Genomic DNA, 18,411 nt, shown 5'->3' with positions numbered 1-18,411 from the left:
TGTCATTGATCACGTAGTATCGTTGGGTAATAGAGAGAAACAAGCCACCCAGCGAGGGCGAATCCTGTGCGATCCCTGGCTCGTCCGGCAGGGACTGGCAAGGAAGCTGGTGTGCGAGAGGGCAATAAATAATGAAGCGTGATGTTCGCTGGGCTGCGCTGCTGCTGGTGGTGGTGTACCTGTCGGTGTCTGCCACCACCGCTTGGCAGATATGGTCGGCACGAGAGCACTCGCTGGCCGAAATAGACACCCAGAACCTCAACCTGGCACAGACCCTGAACACCTACACGGAAGGCGTCATCACCCAAAGTGCCATGCTGCTTCTGGGCATCGTCGAGCGCCTTGAAGAAGAGGGGACGGAGCCCGGGCATCTGCAGCGCCTGCAACGGCTGATTGGCCGGCAAGAGCACCTGCTCAACCAGCTCAATGGCATGGCCATCTACGACCATGCGGGCAACCGGCTGATGTCCTCCATCGGCCCCGCACCAGCCCATGCGAGTGGGGCAGACAGGGCCTTCTTTGCGCACCACCGGGACAATTCATCCCCTGAGCCTTTTATCGGACCCGCCATCCAAAGCCGCTCCACGGGCGACTGGGTCATTACCGTCAGCCGGCGCTTTGACGACCATGACAAGCGCTTTGCCGGTGTCGTGGTCGTGAGCCTGGGCATCAAGGATTTCCTGGAGTTGTTTGGCAAGATCGACGTGGGCACGCAGGGGGCCATCGGCCTGTCTACCACCGGCGGGCAGATGCTGGTGCGCTACCCCTACCGCGAGCAGGACATGGGCCGCGACTTCTCCAAGTCTCCCAACTTCCAGCGCTTCTACTCGGGCGCGGTGTCCGGCACCGCCGCGTTCAAATCCGGCATCGACGGAACGCAGCGGTTGTACGCCTACCGCAAGAACGACCGCTACCCCCTGATCACCACCGTGGCAGTGGGCAAGGAAGAAGCACTGAGCCGCTGGCGGCGCCAGGCGCTGCTCACCACAGGTGTCGTGGGGGCCTTGTTGCTGGGCATCACGGCCATTGGGTGGCATCTGCTGATCGACATCCGCCGCCGCACCCGTGCCGAGGCTTCGCTGGTAGCGGCGCGAGAAGACCTGATGGCTGTGAACCAGAAGCTCGAAGCTCTGGCTGCGCAAGACCAGCTCACAGGCCTGGCCAATCGCCGCTGCTTTGATGAAACCTTGAATGTGGAGTGCCGCCGCGCCGGTCGAGAAGCTACTCCGCTGTCCCTGCTGCTCATCGATGTCGACCACTTCAAAGGCTTCAACGACACCTACGGCCATGTGGAGGGCGACGCCTGCTTGCAGGCGGTGTCGAAGTGCCTGGTGCAGTACGCAAAGCGCCCGGGGGATCTGGTGGCGCGCTATGGGGGCGAGGAGCTGGCCATCATCCTGCCCAACACCGACCTGCCAGGCGCGCAGGTCGTTGCAGAGGTGGTGCGTGAGCGAATTGAAGCCCTGGCCATCCGCCACGGCTCCAGCGCCTTCGGGCATGTCACGGTCAGTGTGGGCGCCGCATGCATGGCAGGTTCTTATGGGGAAGGCAGCGAGCGGCAGTTGATCGAGGCGGCGGACCGCATGCTTTACCGGGCGAAGGCCTCAGGCCGCAATCGGGTGGAGGCCTGAGCGGACAGAAATGACAGTGCCACATGTTCCCCTATTGCACCCCAAATACCGCCCGGATATCGATGGTTTGAGGGCCATCGCGGTTGTTTCGGTGGTGGCCTTCCACGCATTTCCCTCCTGGATCGGGGGTGGATTCATTGGCGTCGATATCTTCTTCGTGATATCTGGCTATCTGATCTCCTCCATCATTTTTGAAAGCCTGGACAAAAAGGCTTTCAGTTTTTCTGAATTTTATGCGCGCCGCATTCGGCGCATATTCCCGGCGCTTCTATTGGTCTTGATAGCCTGCCTTGCCTTTGGCTGGTTTACGTTATGGGCAGATGAATACAAGCAGTTGGGCAAGCACGTCATGGGAGGCGTTGGATTTGTTTCCAATTTTGTGCTTTGGGGGGAGGCAGGCTATTTTGACAACTCTGCGGAAACCAAGGTCTTGCTGCATTTGTGGAGCCTGGGGATCGAGGAGCAGTTCTACATTGTCTGGCCCGTGCTGCTCTGGGTGGCCTGGAAGTGCAAATTCAATCTCTTCGCAATCACCGTGGTGTGCGCGATTTTATCCTTTGCGCTCAATATAAAAGGTGCAGGGCAAAATGCCATCACGACTTTTTATTCACCTCAAACCCGATTCTGGGAGCTTCTTTGTGGAAGCCTGCTGGCTTGGTTTTTTATTTATGGGAAGGATGTGTGCAGAAAGTGGGCGGTTGCACTCCATGGCTGGCGAACCATCGCCGTTCACTACCAAAAAATCAAACCCCGCGATGGGTTCTTGTTGAACGTATCGTCGCTGCTGGGTTTGTTGTTGCTGGCGTATGGGTTTTGGCGAATCGATAAAAACATGAACTTCCCAGGTGTTTGGGCGGTAGTGCCTGTGCTGGGGACCATGTTGACGATTTCAGCGGGGCCAAGCGCATGGATCAACAGAAAAATACTGTCGAACAGAATCGCAGTCTGGTTGGGTTTGATCAGTTTTCCATTGTATTTGTGGCACTGGCCCCTGCTTTCCTTCGCGCGGATTGTGGAAGGTGAAGTGCCGAGCCGGGATGTCCGCATTGCGGCTGTCGCTCTGTCTGTGGTGCTGGCATGGCTGACTTATCGCCTGGTGGAGCGCCCGGTGCGGCTGGGCCGCCGCAGTCCATGGAAAGTGGTGGCGCTGGTGGCTTTGATGGTCACCGTTGGCAGTGCTGGATATATCGTCTACGACAGCGATGGCGTCAAATCACGGAGCCATGTGGTCAAAATGAATTCCATCAATGCCCAATTTGTGGGGCCGTTGTGGAAGTTTGCAAAAAATGACCTCTGCGAATCAAAGTATCCTTTTGCGGACACCGAAAAATATGGCTGGTGGTTTTGCATGGCCAATAGCCCGGAAAAGCCAACCCTGCTGTTGTTGGGCAGTAGCTTTGCCAACCATCTCTATCCGGGTTTTGCCCTGAATGATGAGTTCAAGCACCATTCGGTGCTCTCCATCGGGACTTGCGATGCCGGCTGGGTTGAAAGGTCTGACCCAACCACCGAGCTGACTTCCTTGCCCTGTTCTGGCCAGAGGCGGTTTGATCAGCAGGAGTTCATCAACCATCTTGTTGTGAAAGAGAATTCAATCCGATATGCGGTCATCGGTGGCGTTCGCCACAACACCGATCCAGGCTACCTGGAAAGACTGAGAAAAAGAATTGATTTTCTCGAAAAAAATAACATCAAAGTCATTGTTTTTAGCCCGCATGTGAGGCTGAAATACGATATCAAGGGCTGCTACGCGCGGCCCCTGAAGGAAACTGAAAAAACCTGCCTGGCTTCTGTGGATGATTATGCTGAAATAGCGAATAATTTCCATCGGCTGATGGGGTCAATTCTCAAAACCAATCCCAATGTTCTGGTATTCGATCAGAACACGGTTTTTTGCGATGCACGTGTGTGCCACTTCAAGCTCCCTGTCATGCCCGCTTTCAGGGATGAATATTCGCATTATTCAGAATTTGCCAGCAGACTGGTCATCGAGGAGTTTGCCAGGTGGGCCAAAATTCATGCCCCAGACATGCTGGCGCCCTGAAATCCCGATGCGGAGGGGCTCCCTTGTCTCGGCGCACCGGCCTCGTGGTCGGGCTGGCTTGCCTGCGGTGGCGGGCTGCATCTCTCCACCGGCTCATCCTGCTGTGGTCGGCAGTGCGTGGCACTCCTTCACCACCCAATCCCTGAACGCCTTCACCAACGGCGTCTGCGCCCGCGCCTCGGGGTACACCAGGTAATACGCATCGGTGCTAGTCAGCACCTGGTCTGACAGCTCCACCAGACTCCCCGCCGCCAATTCCTGCTCAATCAAAAAGCGTGGCAGCAGCGCCGCCCCCAGGTGCGAGACCGCAGCTTGCGCAATCATGGCGAAGTGTTCGGACTGGGGGCCGCGCAGGGCCAGGGCCGTGGGGGCGCCCACCAGCTCAAACCATTCGGCCCACTGCGTGGGGCGGGTGCTTTGCTGCAGCAGCACCACACGGGTCAGGTCTTGCGGGGTGTGGATGTTGTGGCGGTCACGGTAGGCGGAGCTGCACACAGGCACGGTTTCTTCGTGCATCAGGTATTCGCACACGGCGCCCGCCCAGTGCGGCGCGCCGAAGTGGATGGCAGCGTCAAACGGCGTGCCCGCAAAGTCAAAGGGCTCGGTGCGGGCCGAGAAGTTGACCATGGCTTCGGGGTGCAGCGCCATGAAGCCGCCCAGGCGCGGGATGAGCCAGCGCGTGCCCAGCGTGGGCAGCACGGCCAGGTTGAGCAGACCGTCGGTGCTGGAGAACGCCATGGTCTTTTGCGTGCTGGCCGACAGCTGTTGCAGCACGTTTTGCACGTCGGCGGCATAAACGCGGCCCGCGTCGGTCAGCACCACGCGCTGGCGCACGCGGTGGAAGAGGGCGGTGCCCAGTTGATCTTCCAGCTGCCGGATCTGGCGCGATACGGCGCTTTGGGTGAGGTGCAGTTCCTCCGCCGCGCGCGACACGCTCTGGTGGCGTGCTGCTGCCTCAAAGGCCAGCAGATCGGCTGTGGAAGGCAGGAAGGTGCGGCGCAGCAGGGTCATGCGTAGGGGGAATGATTGGCGGTGGCAAAAATTACATCTTTTTAGCCACGGGCGCTCAATTGATAAGCGTTCATAGTCCTGATATTTTCAGATACTTCATTCTCATTTGTGATCAAGTAGTTCCATTTTTTTGCTATCCAGCACGGCGAGATTGGCGGATATTGGCGTATTCGCTGGGTGCTTTCTTCATCCGCTTTTCCCTTCTTCCCCCGCCTTCCTGACCTTTGCGAGCCGCCATGCCTGCCACCTCTGCCGCCACCCTCCTTGTGACCGAAGTCGATCAACTGCTGCAACGCCTGGGCGTGCCCCGCGCCGCGTACACCGGCGGCACGCTGGCTGCCCGCTCGCCCATCACGGGCGAGGTGCTGGCCCAGGTGCCACAGCAAAGCGCTGCCGATGCCACGGCCGCCATTGGCCGCGCGCATGCGGCCTTTTTGGCGTGGCGCAATGTGCCGGCACCGCGCAGGGGTGAGCTGGTGCGCCTGCTGGGTGAAGAGCTGCGCGCCGCCAAGGCGGATCTGGGCCTGCTGGTAACCATCGAGGCGGGCAAGATCCCGTCCGAAGGCCTGGGCGAGGTGCAGGAGATGATCGACATTTGCGACTTTGCCGTGGGTCTGTCGCGCCAGCTGTATGGCCTGACGATTGCCACCGAGCGCCCCGGCCACCGCATGATGGAAACCTGGCACCCGCTGGGCGTGTGCGGCGTCATTTCGGCCTTCAACTTCCCGGTAGCCGTGTGGTCGTGGAACGCCGCGCTGGCACTGGTGTGTGGTGATTCGGTGGTGTGGAAGCCGTCCGAGAAAACCCCGCTCACCGCCCTGGCCACGCACGCGATTGCCCAGCGTGCCATCGCACGCTTTGGCGCCGACGCACCCGAAGGCCTGCTGGAGCTGATCGTCGGCCAGCGCGACCTTGGCGAGGTGCTGGTGGATGACGCCCGCGTGCCCGTGCTGTCGGCCACGGGCTCCACCGCCATGGGCCGCGCCGTGGGCCCGCGCCTGGCAGCGCGGTTTGCGCGCGGCATTCTGGAGCTGGGCGGCAACAACGCGGCCATCGTTGCGCCCACGGCTGACCTGGACCTGGCCCTGCGCGGCATTGCGTTCGCCGCCATGGGCACGGCCGGCCAGCGCTGCACCACGCTGCGCCGCCTGTTTGTGCACGAAAGCACTTACGACCAGCTGGTGCCCCAGCTCGCCAAGGTGTACGCCAACGTGCAGGTGGGCGATCCGCGCACCGCGGGCACGCTGGTGGGCCCGCTGATCGACCGCATGGCCTTTGACGGCATGCAAAAGGCGCTGGAGCAAAGCCGCGCGCTGGGCTCCACGGTGCACGGTGGTGGCCGTGTAGAAGGCATCGGCGGTGCGGATGCGTACTACGTGCGCCCTGCGCTGGTGGAGCTGCAAAAACACGAAGGCCCCGCGCTGCACGAAACCTTTGCGCCCATCCTGTACGTGGTGCGCTACGGCACCATTGACGAAGCCATTGCCATGAACAACGCCGTGGGTGCGGGCCTGTCGTCGTCCATCTTCACGCTCAATGTGCGCGAGGCCGAACAGTTCATGTCGGCGGCGGGTTCGGACTGCGGCATTGCCAACGTGAACATTGGCCCCAGCGGCGCCGAGATTGGCGGCGCGTTCGGCGGCGAGAAGGAAACGGGTGGTGGCCGCGAGGCGGGCTCGGACAGCTGGAAGGCTTACATGCGCCGCGCGACGAACACCATCAACTACTCCACCGCATTGCCGCTGGCACAGGGCGTGACGTTTGACGTGTAACCCACGCGCTGGTTGCCCCGTTCATGTTGATTGTTAAGACCCCAAACCCCATCGTCATCATTGGCGGTGGTGTCATCGGCAGTGCCATTGCGTACTTTCTCACGCTGCAGCAACCGGGCTGCGAGGTGGTGGTGGTCGAGCGCGATCCGACCTATGCACGTGCATCGTCGGCGCTGTCGGCCAGCTCCATCCGCCAGCAGTTCTCGACGGACATCAACATCCAGATATCGGCCTACGGCATTGGCTTTCTGCGCAACGTGGGCACGCTCCTGGCCTGCAACGGCGATGTGCCCAACATCGGTCTGCACGAAGGCGGCTACCTGTACCTGGCCACTGCAGCGGGCGAGGCCACGCTGCGCGAGAACCATGCGTTGCAAAGGCAGTACGGTGCCGACGTGGCGCTGCTCAGCCCGCGTGAATTGGCCGAGCGCTTTCCGTGGCTGGCACTGCAGGATGTGGCGCTGGGCTCGCTGGGCCTGTCGGGCGAGGGCTGGTTTGATGGCTACCTGCTGCTGACAACGCTGCGCAAGAAGGCACAGAGCCAGGGCGTGCGCTATGTGGCCGACGAGGCGGTGGGCTTCGACACGGCGGCCAGCGACGGCGTGCTGCATGTGAACGCAGTACGCCTGCAAAGCGGCACCGTGCTGCCTTGCCGCTACGCCGTGAACGCCGGTGGCCCCTGGGCGGCAGCCATCGCGGGCTGGGCGGGAATTGTTTTGCCCGTGGTGGGCAAGCGCCGCACGGTCTTCAACCTGGCCAGCCCCGCAGCGCTGCCGGGCTGCCCACTGCTCATCGACACCAGTGGCATCTGGCTGCGGCCCGAGGGCAAAGGCTTCATCTGCGGCTTTGCGCCCAACGCCGACAACGACGCCGACTTTGCCCCGCTGGAGCCCGAGTACGACGCGTTTGACAACCTCATCTGGCCCACGCTGGCCGAGCGCATTCCTGGCTTTGAAGCGCTGCGCATGCAGGGCGCCTGGGCAGGCTACTACGAGATGAACACCTTCGATCACAACGCCATCGTGGGCCTGCACCCGGCGTGCGACAACCTGGTGTTTGCCAACGGCTTTTCGGGCCACGGCCTGCAGCAGTGCCCGGCCGTGGGGCGTGGCTTGGCGGAGTGGATGTTGACGGGCGGCTACCAGAGCCTGGACCTGTCGCCGCTGTCCATCGAGCGCATTGCGCGCAACCGGCCGCTGCTGGAGAAGAACGTCATCTGAGCCTTTAGCCCCCTGCGGCGATGCCCCGGCGCACCGCCCGTTCGATTTTTCCTTTTTCGGTATTTCTGCTTTCGACGCTTTCCAACCTGCCAATCACAACACCACCGGAGACAACGACCATGGCAATTTCCCGCAAGACATTCACCGCGCTCGCCGCAGGGCTGGCACTGGCCTGCACGGCTTTTGCACCTGCGCACGCACAGACCCTATCCACCCCCACGCTGGAGAAGATCAAGGCATCTGGCAAGGCGGTGCTGGGCGTGCGCGAGACGTCGCCGCCCATGGCCTATGCGCTGGGAGCCAACGAGAAATATGTGGGCTACCACGTGGAGCTGTGTGAGCGCGTGCTCAAGGAAATCGTGCCCGACGCCAAGCTCGAATACATGGCCGTCACCGCACAGAACACGCTGCCCCTGGTGCAGAACGGAACGCTCGACATCGGCTGCGGCCCCACCACCAACAACACGGCGCGCCAGCAGCAGGTGGCCTTTGCGGTGACGACCTATGTGAGCGAAGTGCGGATGGCGGTGCGCAAGGATTCGGACCTCAAGTCCCTCAGCCAGCTGGCGGGCCGCACCATTGCTGCATCCACCGGCACCACGGCCGTGCAGCTGCTGCGCAAGCAAGAGCGTGCCTTGGGCGGCGCCCCCATCAAGACGGTGCTGGGCAAGGACCACCACGAGAGTTTTCTGCTGCTTGAAACAGGCCGTGCCGACGCATTTGTGCTCGACGACAACCTGCTCGCCGGGATGATTGCCAACTCCAAGGACCCGTCAGCCTACCGCATCGTGGGCGAGCCGCTGGGCGCCGAGCCGATTGCGCTGCTGTTCCGCAAGGACGACCCCGCCTTCAAGGCGGCGGTGGATGGTGTTCTCACCAGGCTGATGCAAAGCGGCGAGATGGAAAAGATTTACACCAAGTGGTTCGTGAACCCCATTCCGCCGAAGAACATGAGCCTGAGCCTGCCGCTGGGCACCACGCTGCGCCAGCTGTTTGCCACGCCCAACGACAAGCCCCTGGAGACCTACCAGCAATGAACGCACCCATCCCCGCCACGGCCTTCCGCGCGGCCGATCGCATCAGCGCCATCGGTGTGTCCGACATCGTGCGCATCACCCAGGCTGCCAACGAACTCAAGCGCCAAGGCCAGCCCGTGATCGTGCTGGGCCTGGGCGAGCCCGACTTCGACACGCCCGCCCATGTGATTGAAGCCGCGCAGCAGGCCATGGCGCAGGGCGACACGCACTACACGGTGCTGGATGGCACGCCCGCGCTCAAGGCGGCCATCCAGCTCAAGTTCCGCCGCGATAACGGGCTGGAGTTTGCAACCAACGAAATCACGGTGGGTGCGGGCGCCAAGCAGGTCATCTACAACGCGCTGATGGCCAGCCTGAATCCTGGCGACGAGGTGATCCTGCCCGCGCCGTACTGGACATCGTATGCCGACATGGTGCTGATTGCCGGTGGCGTGCCTGTGGTGGTGCCGTGCAGCGAGGCCAACGGGTTTCGCATCACGGCTGAGCAGCTCGATGCGGCCATCACGCCACGCACGCGCTGGGTGTTCATCAATTCCCCCTCCAACCCCAGTGGCACGGCCTACAGCGCCGAGCAGCTGCGGCCCATTTTGGAGGTGGTGCTGAACCACCCGCAGGTGTGGGTGCTGGCGGACGACATCTACGAACACATCCTGTACGACGGCCATGCGTTTGCCACTCCCGTGGCGGTGCTGCCCGCACTGCGCGACCGCACCCTCACGGTGAACGGAGTCTCCAAGTCGTACGCCATGACGGGCTGGCGCCTTGGCTATGGTGCAGGCCCGCGCGCACTGATCGCGGCCATGGCTGTGGTGCAAAGCCAGGCCACATCGTGCGCGTCGTCCATCAGCCAGGCGGCGGCGGTGGCTGCGCTCACCGGCCCGCAGGACGTGGTGGCCGAGCGCTGCCGCGCGTTTCAGGCTCGGCGCGACCTGGTGGTGGCGGCCCTCAACGCATCGCCGGGCCTGCGCTGCCGCGTGCCCGAGGGGGCGTTCTACACCTTTGCCAGTTGCGAAGGCGTGCTGGGCCGCACCACACCGGGTGGCGAACTGTTGCGCACGGACGCCGATTTCTGCGACTACCTGCTGCGCGAGTTCCACGTGGCCGTGGTGCCTGGCAGCGTGCTGGGGCTGGCGCCGTACTTCCGTATCTCGTACGCTGCCAGCATGGCCGACTTGCAGGAGGCCTGCGCACGCATCCAGCGCGCGTGCAAGGCGCTTTTCTGAGTTCTTGTTTTTTTGTGAAATGACCGTCTGACATGACCACCGCACCCACCACCTCCCGCACCGGCGGCCAGATCCTGGTCAGCCAGCTCATCACCCATGGCGTGAAGCAACTGTTTTGCGTGCCGGGCGAGAGCTACCTGGCCGTGCTCGATGCCCTGCACGATGCAGACATCGGCGTGACGGTGTGCCGCCAGGAAGGCGGCGCGGCCATGATGGCCGAGGCGCAGGGCAAGCTCACGGGGCAGCCGGGCATCTGCTTTGTGACGCGCGGGCCGGGCGCCACCAATGCGTCGGCCGGTGTGCACATTGCGCACCAGGACTCCACACCGATGATCCTGTTCGTGGGTCAGGTGGCACGTGGGGCCATGGGGCGCGAGGCGTTTCAGGAGCTCGACTACAGCGCGGTGTTCGGCACCATGGCCAAGTGGGTCGTGCAGATCGACGACCCGGCGCGCGTGCCCGAGCTGATCTCGCGGGCCTTCCATGTGGCCACGTCCGGACGACCCGGCCCCGTGGTGGTGGCATTGCCGGAAGACATGCTGACCGAAGCCACCACGGTGGCCGATGCGCTGCCCTACCAAGTGACCGAAACGCACCCCGGCCCGGCACAGATGGCCGAGTTGGCTGAGCGTTTGAAGGCCGCGCACCAGCCGGTGGCGATCCTGGGTGGCAGCCGCTGGTCCGAGCAGGCGGTGCGCGAGTTTGTGGCGTTCGCTTCAGATTGGTCGCTGCCGGTGTACTGCTCATTCAGGCGGCAGATGCTCTTCCCGGCCAACCATGCCTGCTACGGCGGCGACCTGGGCCTGGGCGTGAACCCGCGCCTGCTGGCGCGCGTCCGTGCGTCAGACCTGGTGCTGGTGGTGGGCGGGCGCCTGTCCGAGGTGCCGTCGCAAGGGTATGAGCTGTTTGCTGTCCCCAACCCCACACAGCCGCTGGTGCATGTGCATGCTGACGCGGATGAACTGGGCAAGCTCTACCGCCCCGCGCAGGCCATCCACGCCACGCCGCAGGCATTCACGGCGGCGCTGGCGGGTGTGCGGCCTGCAGGGGCCGTGGCCTGGCATGCCCATGCAGAGATGGCGCGGTCTGAATACCTGGCCTGGAGCGACACCGACCCTATCCACATCCCGGGTGAGCTGCAGATGGGCCAGGTGATGCAGCACCTCAAAGACGTGCTACCCGCCGACACCATCTTCTGCAATGGTGCCGGCAACTTTGCCACCTGGGTGCACCGCTTCTGGCCGTTTACCACCTATGCGAGCCAGCTCGCACCCACCAGCGGATCGATGGGTTACGGCCTGCCCGCCGGTGTGGGCGGCAAGCGACTGTGGCCGCAGCGCGAGGTGGTGGTGTTTGCGGGTGATGGCGACTTCCTCATGCACGGCCAGGAATTCGCGACTGCCGTGCAATACGGCCTGCCCATCATCGTGGTGCTGCTGGACAACGCCATGTACGGCACCATCCGCATGCACCAGGAGCGCGAGTACCCCGGTCGGGTCAGTGCCACGCAACTCAAGAACCCCGACTTCAAGGCCTACGCCCAGGCCTTTGGCGGACATGGCGAGCGCGTGGAGCGCACCGAAGACTTTGCCCCCGCCCTGGCCCGCGCCCGTGCGAGTGGTTTGCCCAGCGTGCTGCACTGCCTGATTGACCCCGAGGCAATCACGCCCACGGGCACGTTGCAGGGGATTCGCAGCGCGGCCATGGCGAAGCGCTGAAGCGCCGGATGAAGGAGCCGTTTATTCGTGGAGTTTGCGGTGTTCCGTAAAAACCAAGATCTATGAATTTTCAGAGGGTTGAGAGCAGCGGCATCTGGGTGTGATTGGCAGCAGCCTGGCAGCCCGCCGCGCACAATAGCGGGCGTGACTGTCTCAGTGCCTGATTTCCCTGACAACGAGCCCGCCCCTGGCGCCCAGCCTGGGCACCCGGGGCAGCGGCTGCGCCGCATCGCCCACCTCGACATGGATGCTTTTTTTGCATCTGTCGAACTGCTGCGCTACCCGCAGCTCAAGGGACTGCCCGTGGTGATCGGCGGCGGGCGGCGCAAGGTGGATGAATTGCTGCTGCAAGGCCCGGATGGCACAGGCTTGCGCGAGCGGCATTTCATCCCGGTGGAGGACTTCCCGCTGCTCAGGGACTATGTGGGCCGGGGCGTGATCACCACCGCCACCTATCCGGCGCGGCAGTTTGGCGTGGGCTCGGCCATGGGCATGATGAAAGCCGCCAAGCTGTGTCCGCAGGCCATTGTGTTGCCCGTGGACTTTGACGAGGTGCGCCGGTTTTCACGCCTGTTCAAAAGCACGATCACCGAGATCGCACCGGTAATGCAGGACCGGGGCGTGGACGAGGTGTACATCGACTTCACCGATGTACCCGGCGGCCAGCGGGAAGGGGGCCGGGTGCTGGCGCGGCTCATTCAGAAAAGCATCTTTGACGTGACTGGGCTCACTTGCTCCATCGGCGTGGCGCCCAACCGGCTGCTGGCCAAGATGGCGAGCGAGTTCAACAAGCCCAACGGCATTTCCATCGTTTACGAGGAAGACCTGCAGGGCAAGATCTGGCCGCTGCATGTGCGCAAGATCAACGGCATTGGCCCCAAGGCGGGTGAGAAACTGGCGCGGCTGGGCATAGAGACCATCGGGCAGCTGGCGGCGCAGGATGCGCAATGGCTGATGGGCCATTTTGGCAAGTCCACCGGGGCGTGGATGCACCGCGTGTCGTGGGGGCGCGACGACAGCCCGGTGGTGACCGAGAGCGAGCCCGTGAGCATGAGCCGCGAGACCACGTTTGACCGCGACCTGCACGCCGTGCGCGACCGGGCCGAGCTGGGAGCGATCTTTACCGACCTGTGTTTGCGCCTGGCCGAAGATCTGCAGCGCAAGGGCTATGTGGCGCGCACCATCGGCATCAAGCTGCGCTACGACGACTTCAAGATTGCCACGCGCGACCACACGGCCAACATCTACACGGCGGACGGCGCCACCATCCGCCAGCTGGCCGGGCAGTGCCTCAAGCGCGTGCCGCTGGACAAGCGCCTGCGCCTGCTGGGTGTGCGGGCCAGCACGTTGGCGCGGCGGGGGGAAGAGCCGGTACTGGAACCACGGGCTGGGGCAACGGCAGAAACGCGTCGGCGCAAACCAAGCCCTGCGGACGGCACAGAGGGTGCAGGTGGCACGGCGCAGCTTTTCTAGGGCGTTTGCGACATCGCGGCATCGAGAGGTGCGGTGGCAATCGGCGTAAACACCCACAGCGCGGCCTGCCTGCAACCCCTGCTGCGTTCCTATACTCGCCCGCATATGGCCACTGCCACCGATGTCCCCTCTACCAACCTGCAGGCATTGATCCACGCCGCCGCCGGTGGAGATCACGCCGCCTTCGCGCAGGTCTACCAGCGCACCCATGTGCATCTGTTTGGGGTGGCCGTTCGTATGTTGGGGCAAGGACAGGCGGCCGAGGATGTGCTGCAAGAGGCGTATGTGAGCATCTGGAAAAACGCTGGAAGCTACCGCAGCGAGGTGGGCGGGCAGCCCATCCAGCCTATGACATGGTTGATTGCCATCGTGCGCAACAAGGCGCTGGACGCCTTGCGTGCCCGTGCGCGGCGGCCAGAAAGCGCCTGGCACGACACCGCAGAGCTTGCCGGCAGCGATGGGGATGGCAGCGACGCGTCGGGTGCTGCATCTGCATTGACGCCCGCACCCAGCGCGCTGCATTTGCTGGAGCAGGCCACCCAGGCATTGCGTATCGAAGGCTGCATGAATGCCCTGGAGGGGAGCTACCGGCAAAGCCTTGCGCTGGCCTACTACCAGGGCCTGTCGCATTCCGAGGTGGCGGCGCAGATGGGAGCGCCGCTGGGTTCGGTCAAGGCATGGATTCGGCGGGGCCTGGAGCGCCTGAAGAACTGCCTGGCCACACAAGGGGTGGGCGCATGAGGTACACCCACCCCGCGCTGCTGGACCACCTGGCGTCTGCCTATGTGCTGGGCACGCTGGGCGGTGGCGCGCGCCGCCGCTTTGAGCGGCTGCTGCGTGATCGCAGCGACGTGCAGTTGCTGGTGGTGCAGTGGGAAGGGCGGCTGGGGATGCTGGCCAGTTCGGTGCCGGTGCAACAGCCACCGCAGCGCGTGTGGGCCGCCATTGAGGCGCGCACCCGGCCTCGCGATGTGAAAGCGGCAGCCGCACAAGGCGGTTGGGCCGGTGCGCTGTGGCGGCGCAATGGCGTATTGCAGGGCTTTGCGGGTGTGGCGTTGGGTGTGATTGGCACCGTGGCCCTGGTGGTCGCGGTGCCAACCTTGTTCGTGTCGAGCGACCAGGTGGCCCTGCGCGCGGGGGACAAACTGCCGCAGGCCTATGTGGGCCTGCTGACGGACGCTGCGGGCAACGGCAAGGTGCTGGTGAGTTCGCTGCGCCATGGGCGCACGCTGACGGTGAAGGTCATCGGGCCTATCACGCTTTCCGCGACTCCAGCGACTGTGGCTGGCGCAGCCCCACAGCTGGTGCTGTGGGCGGTGCCAGTCGATGGCGCGCCGTTTGTGCTGGGCACGGTGCCGGTGGCGGGTTCTGCGGTGTCGGTGTTGCCCGATACGTCAGAGAAGCTGCTGCTCAAGGTCAGCAAACTCATGGTGACGCTGGAGACATCGGCAACGCCGCAGGTGCCCAGCAGCACCGTGCTCTTCACCGGCAACTGCGCCAAGCTGTGGTGAGCGGCGCAAGGCTCCCATCGGCTTTGCAAAAATAATTGTCCGGCGCTGCATCCGTTTTGCATTCCGTGTCGTTTGTCCGAGGTGCCGGTCTCCGGCATGGGGCCAGCGCGGCCTCCTACCTTTCCCACTTCACGTTTTTCAGGAGCCTCCCATGCCTTCATTTTCTGTTCGCCCCTTGATGTCTGTGCCCTTGCTGAGCCTGGTGCTGGTGCCCGTGTTGGCACTGCCCATGGCCCACGCGGCCGATATGCCCACCACGCCAGTGGAGAACGCACGCATTGACGACTTTGCCGTGGGCAAAAAAGCCATCGAAGCCAAGAACTGGGCGCTGGCGGCCAGCAGCTTCAGCAAGGTGGTGGCGCAGAACCCGCAGAACGCAGACGCCTACAACCTGCTGGGCTACTCCAACCGCTGGCTCGGCAAATACGACGAGGCTTTTGCGGCCTACAACAAGGCCCTGGCGCTGGACCCCCGCCACAAGGGCGCGCTGGAATACTCGGGCATGGGCTACCTCAAGGTGGGCCAGAAGGCGCAGGCCGAAGCCCAGCTCGCCAAGCTGCAGGCCATTTGCGCGCAGTGCGAGGAAACCACCGATCTGGCCAAGGCCATTGCGGCCTACAAGCCCGCGCAGTAACACTGGCTGGCCTTGGGAGTCACCCGGCAGGTGGGTGGGCGGTTGTTGCCCGGGGTGATGGCGCACCGCCCTTCCTTTCCGGTATTTCTTGACGAATTCTTACTCGTAACTTACAGTGAATTTCCCCGTTTTCCGGGAGATTCCCATGACCCTGAACGAGCTGCAACGCATCAAGCAATGGCATGTGGTGCACAAGGCCGACCATCCGCTCGAATACCACCTTTGGGATCTGGTGCTGACGCTCTGGATGCTGGGCTGGGTGGGCTGGTTTCCCATCTTTGCTTTTGGCGAGCCGTTGACTGCGCCGCTGTGCATGATGGGGATCTTCGGGCCCAGCCTCTATGTCAGCTGGCGAACGCGCGCGCACTTGCGCCACACCTTGCGGTGCGACTGGATCGATGCACGGGGCTGATGGACTAGGGGGTTACTGCCGCGCCGTGCGCACGTTGCGCGGCAGGCCCTGCGGGTGGCTGGTGCGCAGCGGGTTGATGTCGAGCCCGCCCCGGCGCGTGTAGCGCGCATACACCGTGAGCTTGATGGGTTTGCAGCGTGTCCAGATGTCCATGAAGATGCGCTCCACACACTGCTCGTGAAATTCGTTGTGGTTGCGAAAACTCACCAGGTACTGCAACAGGCCTTCCTGGTTGATCTGCGGGCCGCTGTAGCTGATCTGCACGCTGCCCCAGTCGGGCTGGCCGGTGACCAGGCAGTTGCTCTTGAGCAGGTTGCTGGTCAGGACTTCGGACACGGGGGGCTGGTCAAACTCCGCAGTCAGCAGCTCGGGCGCGGGCTGGTATTGCGTGCATTCCACATCCAGCCGATCAAGGCTCAGGCCGTCGAGTTCGTGCACGGGCTCCTGGTCGAACAGCTCGGGGCTGAGAAGCCTCACGCCCACGGTGGCCGGGTGCTCTGCCCCGCGCCACACGGCTTCGCTGATGTCGGCACGGATGCGGGCCTGCACTTCGGCCGCATCGGCAAAGCGGGTGTTGTTGAAGCTGTTCAAGTACAGCTTGAATGACTTGCTCTCCACGATGTTGGGCGTTTCGCAGGGCACGGTGATGTGCGCCAGCGCCACCTGCGGCTTGCCGCGCTGGTTGAGCCATGACAGCTCGAACGCTGTCCACAGGTCGGCCCCGAAGAAAGGCGCGGCGCCGGTGATGCCGATCTCGGCCCGCTTGCCCGCGCGGGGGATGGGGAACAGCAATGAGGCGTCGTACTGGTCGATGTAGGCCGATGCCTTGCCGAGTTGGGATTGTTCCGGGGTGTTCATGAATACTATTAAATTGATAGCTATTGGCGCAATATGGATAAACGCTAGAGCCTATTTTTATTTGAATTCCCGCTCGCGCAACCACTTGGTGGCGATCCACTTCTCGCCCGCGAGCACCGGCGCGCCGCCGTGCAGGGTGCGGGTGGACGGGTGCGGGCGTTCGTAGCTGAAGAACACCGCGTTGCCGCGTTGGGGCGCCACCTCTACATGCACATCGGGGAAGGTGGTGCCACCGCCTTTTTCGGGGGTGTTCAGGTACATCACGAGGGTGCCCACACGCTGGCCACCGCGTTTGACGATGGTGGGCGTGCCGGGCTCGGCGGGGTCGAAGTAGTCGTAGTGCGGCTTGTATTCGGCGCCGGGGCGGTAGTGCAGCACTTGCAGGCCCTCGCCGTTTTCGATGGGCCAGTTCAGCAGGCGGGCGATGCGTTCTTCGATGCGCTGGATCAGCGGGCTTTGGCCGCGCTGAAAGAACATGCCGTCGCTGGTGCGGTCATCATTGATTTCCTCGCCGCCCGTCTTGGTGGCCACGGTGAGCGAGCGCGCCATGCGCGGCGCTGCGTCGGCGATCAGGGCGTCGCATTCTTCGGGCGAGAGCAGGTTGCCGAACACCACCACCCGTGGCTGGGCGATGGCTAGCAGCACGTTCACGGTGCGGTCACCGCAGTCCACCTGGGCGGGGGAGTCATGAAGCCGGGGCTCGGGCACAGGCACTGCGGCGGGCTGGCCCTGTCGCTCGGCCAGCTCGTTCAAATGGTCCTGCAGCGTGACTTCCAGCGCGTCGGCGGCCACGTCTTCATCCCAGCCCGCATCGCGCATGGACTGCAGCACCACGGGCGCGGCGTAGCCAGCCTGGGCCTGTTCGATGATCCAGCGGCGCAGCTCGGGCGTGATGGCCTGCCGTGTGGTGCTGGAGCGCTGGGTGGTTGCGGTGCTGCTGTCCGGGTGCTGCTCAGAACGCGATGCCATGGCGGTCCTTCAACATGGGTGGATTCTTGGGGTTTACGCCGTGGGCGTCTTGCGCCTAAAGACAAGGCGCTCGGGTTCGGATGATGCCGGGGCAAAGGCATAGCCGTCCAGATCAAATCCTTCCAGCTTGTGGGGTGTGGCTACGCGGTGCGTGATGGCATAGCGTGCCATCAGGCCCCGCGCGCGCTTGGCGTGAAAGCTGATGATCTTGTAGGCGCCGCCTTTCCAGTCCTCGAACACACATTCGATGACACGCGCCTTGAGCGCCTTGCGGTCTACGGATTTGAAGTACTCCTGCGACGCCAGGTTGACCACCACGGGCGTGGTGTCGGCGCGCAGGCGGGTGTTGAGGTGCTCGGCAATCTGGCTGCCCCAGAACTGGTACAGATTGCTGCCGGCTGCCGTGGCCAGGCGGGTGCCCATCTCCAGGCGGTAGGGCTGCATGCGATCGAGTGGCCGCAGCACGCCATACAGCCCGCTGAGGATGGCTACATGGGTCTGGGCCCAGTCCAGGTCCTGGGGCGCCAGCGTGCGGGCTTCCAGCCCTTCGTACACATCACCGTTGAAGGCCAGCATCGCCTGTCGCGAGTTGGCGGCCGTGAAACGCGGGCGCCAGGCTTGGTAGCGCGCCACGTTGAGCGCCGCGAGTTTGTCGCTCAGGTCCATCAGCGAGGCGATCTGCTGGGGGGATTGCGCGCGCAGCACCTCGATGAGGGCCGCGGATTGCGCCACGAACTGGGGCGTTGTGTGCGGCAGGCCTTCGGGCAAGGGCGTGTCGTAGTCGAGCGATTTTGCGGGAGACAGCAGGAACAGCATGGGCGGCGGAAGGTCCGTGGATCTCGAAGGGTGAAGCAGGCGGGGCGGTGCAGAGAGTGGCAGCCAGGGGCCCAGGGCGGCT

General features: G+C 63.6%; 16 protein-coding genes. 12 read left to right on the top strand and 4 right to left on the bottom strand.

Annotated features, from left to right (window positions below):
* Positions 1–131: 131 nt before the first annotated feature.
* Both ASE39_RS01640 and ASE39_RS01635 read left to right on the top strand, forming a co-directional pair.
* On the top strand, positions 132–1,631 hold the full coding sequence (locus ASE39_RS01640; RefSeq protein ID WP_199864226.1) for a sensor domain-containing diguanylate cyclase: 1,500 nt from the start codon (positions 132–134) through the stop codon (positions 1,629–1,631).
* A gap of 10 nt (positions 1,632–1,641) precedes the next feature.
* Positions 1,642–3,675: an acyltransferase family protein gene (locus ASE39_RS01635; RefSeq protein WP_057269981.1), complete on the top strand. Its 2,034-nt coding sequence runs from the start codon at positions 1,642–1,644 to the stop codon at positions 3,673–3,675.
* 93 nt (positions 3,676–3,768) lie between these two features.
* Here ASE39_RS01635 and ASE39_RS01630 read toward each other — a convergent pair whose 3' ends face one another.
* Entirely contained in the window at positions 3,769–4,686 is a 918-nt protein-coding gene (locus tag ASE39_RS01630; RefSeq protein WP_199864225.1) for a LysR family transcriptional regulator, read from the bottom strand.
* A 236-nt stretch (positions 4,687–4,922) separates the two neighbouring features.
* On the opposite strand from ASE39_RS01630, the gene ASE39_RS01625 reads away from it, so the two are divergent.
* The 10 genes from ASE39_RS01625 (at position 4,923) to ASE39_RS01580 (ending at position 15,686) form a co-directional block, all read left to right on the top strand.
* On the top strand, positions 4,923–6,458 hold the full coding sequence (locus ASE39_RS01625; protein WP_057269980.1) for an aldehyde dehydrogenase family protein: 1,536 nt from the start codon (positions 4,923–4,925) through the stop codon (positions 6,456–6,458).
* Positions 6,459–6,481: 23 nt separating this feature from the next.
* Positions 6,482–7,678 (top strand): FAD-binding oxidoreductase, encoded by a 1,197-nt coding sequence (locus ASE39_RS01620; RefSeq protein ID WP_057269979.1) that lies wholly within the window; start codon positions 6,482–6,484, stop codon positions 7,676–7,678.
* Between the two features lie 119 nt (positions 7,679–7,797).
* The gene (locus ASE39_RS01615) at positions 7,798–8,715 is read left to right on the top strand and encodes an amino acid ABC transporter substrate-binding protein (RefSeq protein ID WP_057269978.1); all 918 of its coding nucleotides are present in this window, start codon (positions 7,798–7,800) and stop codon (positions 8,713–8,715) included.
* Complete coding sequence (locus ASE39_RS01610) at positions 8,712–9,938, top strand: pyridoxal phosphate-dependent aminotransferase (RefSeq protein ID WP_057269977.1); 1,227 nt, start codon at positions 8,712–8,714, stop codon at positions 9,936–9,938. The genes ASE39_RS01615 and ASE39_RS01610 overlap by 4 nt, the downstream gene beginning before the upstream one ends.
* Before the next feature lie 32 nt (positions 9,939–9,970).
* The gene (locus ASE39_RS01605) at positions 9,971–11,656 is read left to right on the top strand and encodes a thiamine pyrophosphate-binding protein (RefSeq protein WP_010463683.1); all 1,686 of its coding nucleotides are present in this window, start codon (positions 9,971–9,973) and stop codon (positions 11,654–11,656) included.
* A gap of 243 nt (positions 11,657–11,899) precedes the next feature.
* Positions 11,900–13,129: a DNA polymerase IV gene (locus ASE39_RS01600; protein ID WP_057270297.1), complete on the top strand. Its 1,230-nt coding sequence runs from the start codon at positions 11,900–11,902 to the stop codon at positions 13,127–13,129.
* Between the two features lie 105 nt (positions 13,130–13,234).
* Positions 13,235–13,870, top strand: a complete 636-nt coding sequence (locus tag ASE39_RS01595) for a sigma-70 family RNA polymerase sigma factor (protein ID WP_010463687.1) — start codon at positions 13,235–13,237, stop codon at positions 13,868–13,870.
* Positions 13,867–14,640, top strand: a complete 774-nt coding sequence (locus ASE39_RS01590) for an anti-sigma factor (RefSeq protein WP_057269976.1) — start codon at positions 13,867–13,869, stop codon at positions 14,638–14,640. The genes ASE39_RS01595 and ASE39_RS01590 overlap by 4 nt, the downstream gene beginning before the upstream one ends.
* A 151-nt stretch (positions 14,641–14,791) precedes the next feature.
* Positions 14,792–15,274: a tetratricopeptide repeat protein gene (locus tag ASE39_RS01585; RefSeq protein WP_057269975.1), complete on the top strand. Its 483-nt coding sequence runs from the start codon at positions 14,792–14,794 to the stop codon at positions 15,272–15,274.
* Positions 15,275–15,419: 145 nt separating this feature from the next.
* Positions 15,420–15,686, top strand: coding sequence for a hypothetical protein (locus ASE39_RS01580; protein ID WP_010463693.1), 267 nt, complete (start codon positions 15,420–15,422; stop codon positions 15,684–15,686).
* A gap of 12 nt (positions 15,687–15,698) precedes the next feature.
* On the opposite strand, the gene queF is transcribed toward ASE39_RS01580, so the two are convergent.
* From queF to yaaA, 3 genes are read right to left on the bottom strand one after another with little or no spacing between them, the layout of a single operon-like run.
* On the bottom strand, positions 15,699–16,544 hold the full coding sequence (gene queF, locus ASE39_RS01575; protein WP_010463695.1) for an NADPH-dependent 7-cyano-7-deazaguanine reductase QueF: 846 nt from the start codon (positions 16,542–16,544) through the stop codon (positions 15,699–15,701).
* 57 nt (positions 16,545–16,601) lie between these two features.
* On the bottom strand, positions 16,602–17,513 hold the full coding sequence (locus ASE39_RS01570; protein ID WP_010463697.1) for a 2OG-Fe(II) oxygenase: 912 nt from the start codon (positions 17,511–17,513) through the stop codon (positions 16,602–16,604).
* A 33-nt stretch (positions 17,514–17,546) separates the two neighbouring features.
* Positions 17,547–18,329, bottom strand: a complete 783-nt coding sequence (gene yaaA / locus ASE39_RS01565; RefSeq protein WP_057269974.1) for a peroxide stress protein YaaA — start codon at positions 18,327–18,329, stop codon at positions 17,547–17,549.
* Positions 18,330–18,411 lie beyond the last annotated feature (82 nt).

Origin of the sequence: Acidovorax sp. Root267 (genome assembly GCF_001429215.1) — a bacterium.
In the GTDB taxonomy this organism is placed as follows: domain Bacteria; phylum Pseudomonadota; class Gammaproteobacteria; order Burkholderiales; family Burkholderiaceae_C; genus Acidovorax; species Acidovorax radicis.
Note: the sequence above shows the minus strand (reverse complement) of the source record. Positions and strands in the feature narration are given on the sequence as shown.

Bases quoted from the DNA above. Each gene is read 5' to 3' on its own strand.
- ASE39_RS01640 (WP_199864226.1), top strand. From the start codon at position 132: ATGAAGCGTGATGTTCGCTGGGCTGCGCTGCTGCTGGTGGTGGTGTAC.
- ASE39_RS01635 (WP_057269981.1), top strand. From the start codon at position 1,642: ATGACAGTGCCACATGTTCCCCTATTGCACCCCAAATACCGCCCGGAT.
- ASE39_RS01630 (WP_199864225.1), bottom strand. From the start codon at position 4,686: ATGACCCTGCTGCGCCGCACCTTCCTGCCTTCCACAGCCGATCTGCTG.
- ASE39_RS01625 (WP_057269980.1), top strand. From the start codon at position 4,923: ATGCCTGCCACCTCTGCCGCCACCCTCCTTGTGACCGAAGTCGATCAA.
- ASE39_RS01620 (WP_057269979.1), top strand. From the start codon at position 6,482: ATGTTGATTGTTAAGACCCCAAACCCCATCGTCATCATTGGCGGTGGT.
- ASE39_RS01615 (WP_057269978.1), top strand. From the start codon at position 7,798: ATGGCAATTTCCCGCAAGACATTCACCGCGCTCGCCGCAGGGCTGGCA.
- ASE39_RS01610 (WP_057269977.1), top strand. From the start codon at position 8,712: ATGAACGCACCCATCCCCGCCACGGCCTTCCGCGCGGCCGATCGCATC.
- ASE39_RS01605 (WP_010463683.1), top strand. From the start codon at position 9,971: ATGACCACCGCACCCACCACCTCCCGCACCGGCGGCCAGATCCTGGTC.
- ASE39_RS01600 (WP_057270297.1), top strand. From the start codon at position 11,900: ATGGATGCTTTTTTTGCATCTGTCGAACTGCTGCGCTACCCGCAGCTC.
- ASE39_RS01595 (WP_010463687.1), top strand. From the start codon at position 13,235: ATGGCCACTGCCACCGATGTCCCCTCTACCAACCTGCAGGCATTGATC.
- ASE39_RS01590 (WP_057269976.1), top strand. From the start codon at position 13,867: ATGAGGTACACCCACCCCGCGCTGCTGGACCACCTGGCGTCTGCCTAT.
- ASE39_RS01585 (WP_057269975.1), top strand. From the start codon at position 14,792: ATGCCTTCATTTTCTGTTCGCCCCTTGATGTCTGTGCCCTTGCTGAGC.
- ASE39_RS01580 (WP_010463693.1), top strand. From the start codon at position 15,420: ATGACCCTGAACGAGCTGCAACGCATCAAGCAATGGCATGTGGTGCAC.
- queF (WP_010463695.1), bottom strand. From the start codon at position 16,544: ATGAACACCCCGGAACAATCCCAACTCGGCAAGGCATCGGCCTACATC.
- ASE39_RS01570 (WP_010463697.1), bottom strand. From the start codon at position 17,513: ATGGCATCGCGTTCTGAGCAGCACCCGGACAGCAGCACCGCAACCACC.
- yaaA (WP_057269974.1), bottom strand. From the start codon at position 18,329: ATGCTGTTCCTGCTGTCTCCCGCAAAATCGCTCGACTACGACACGCCC.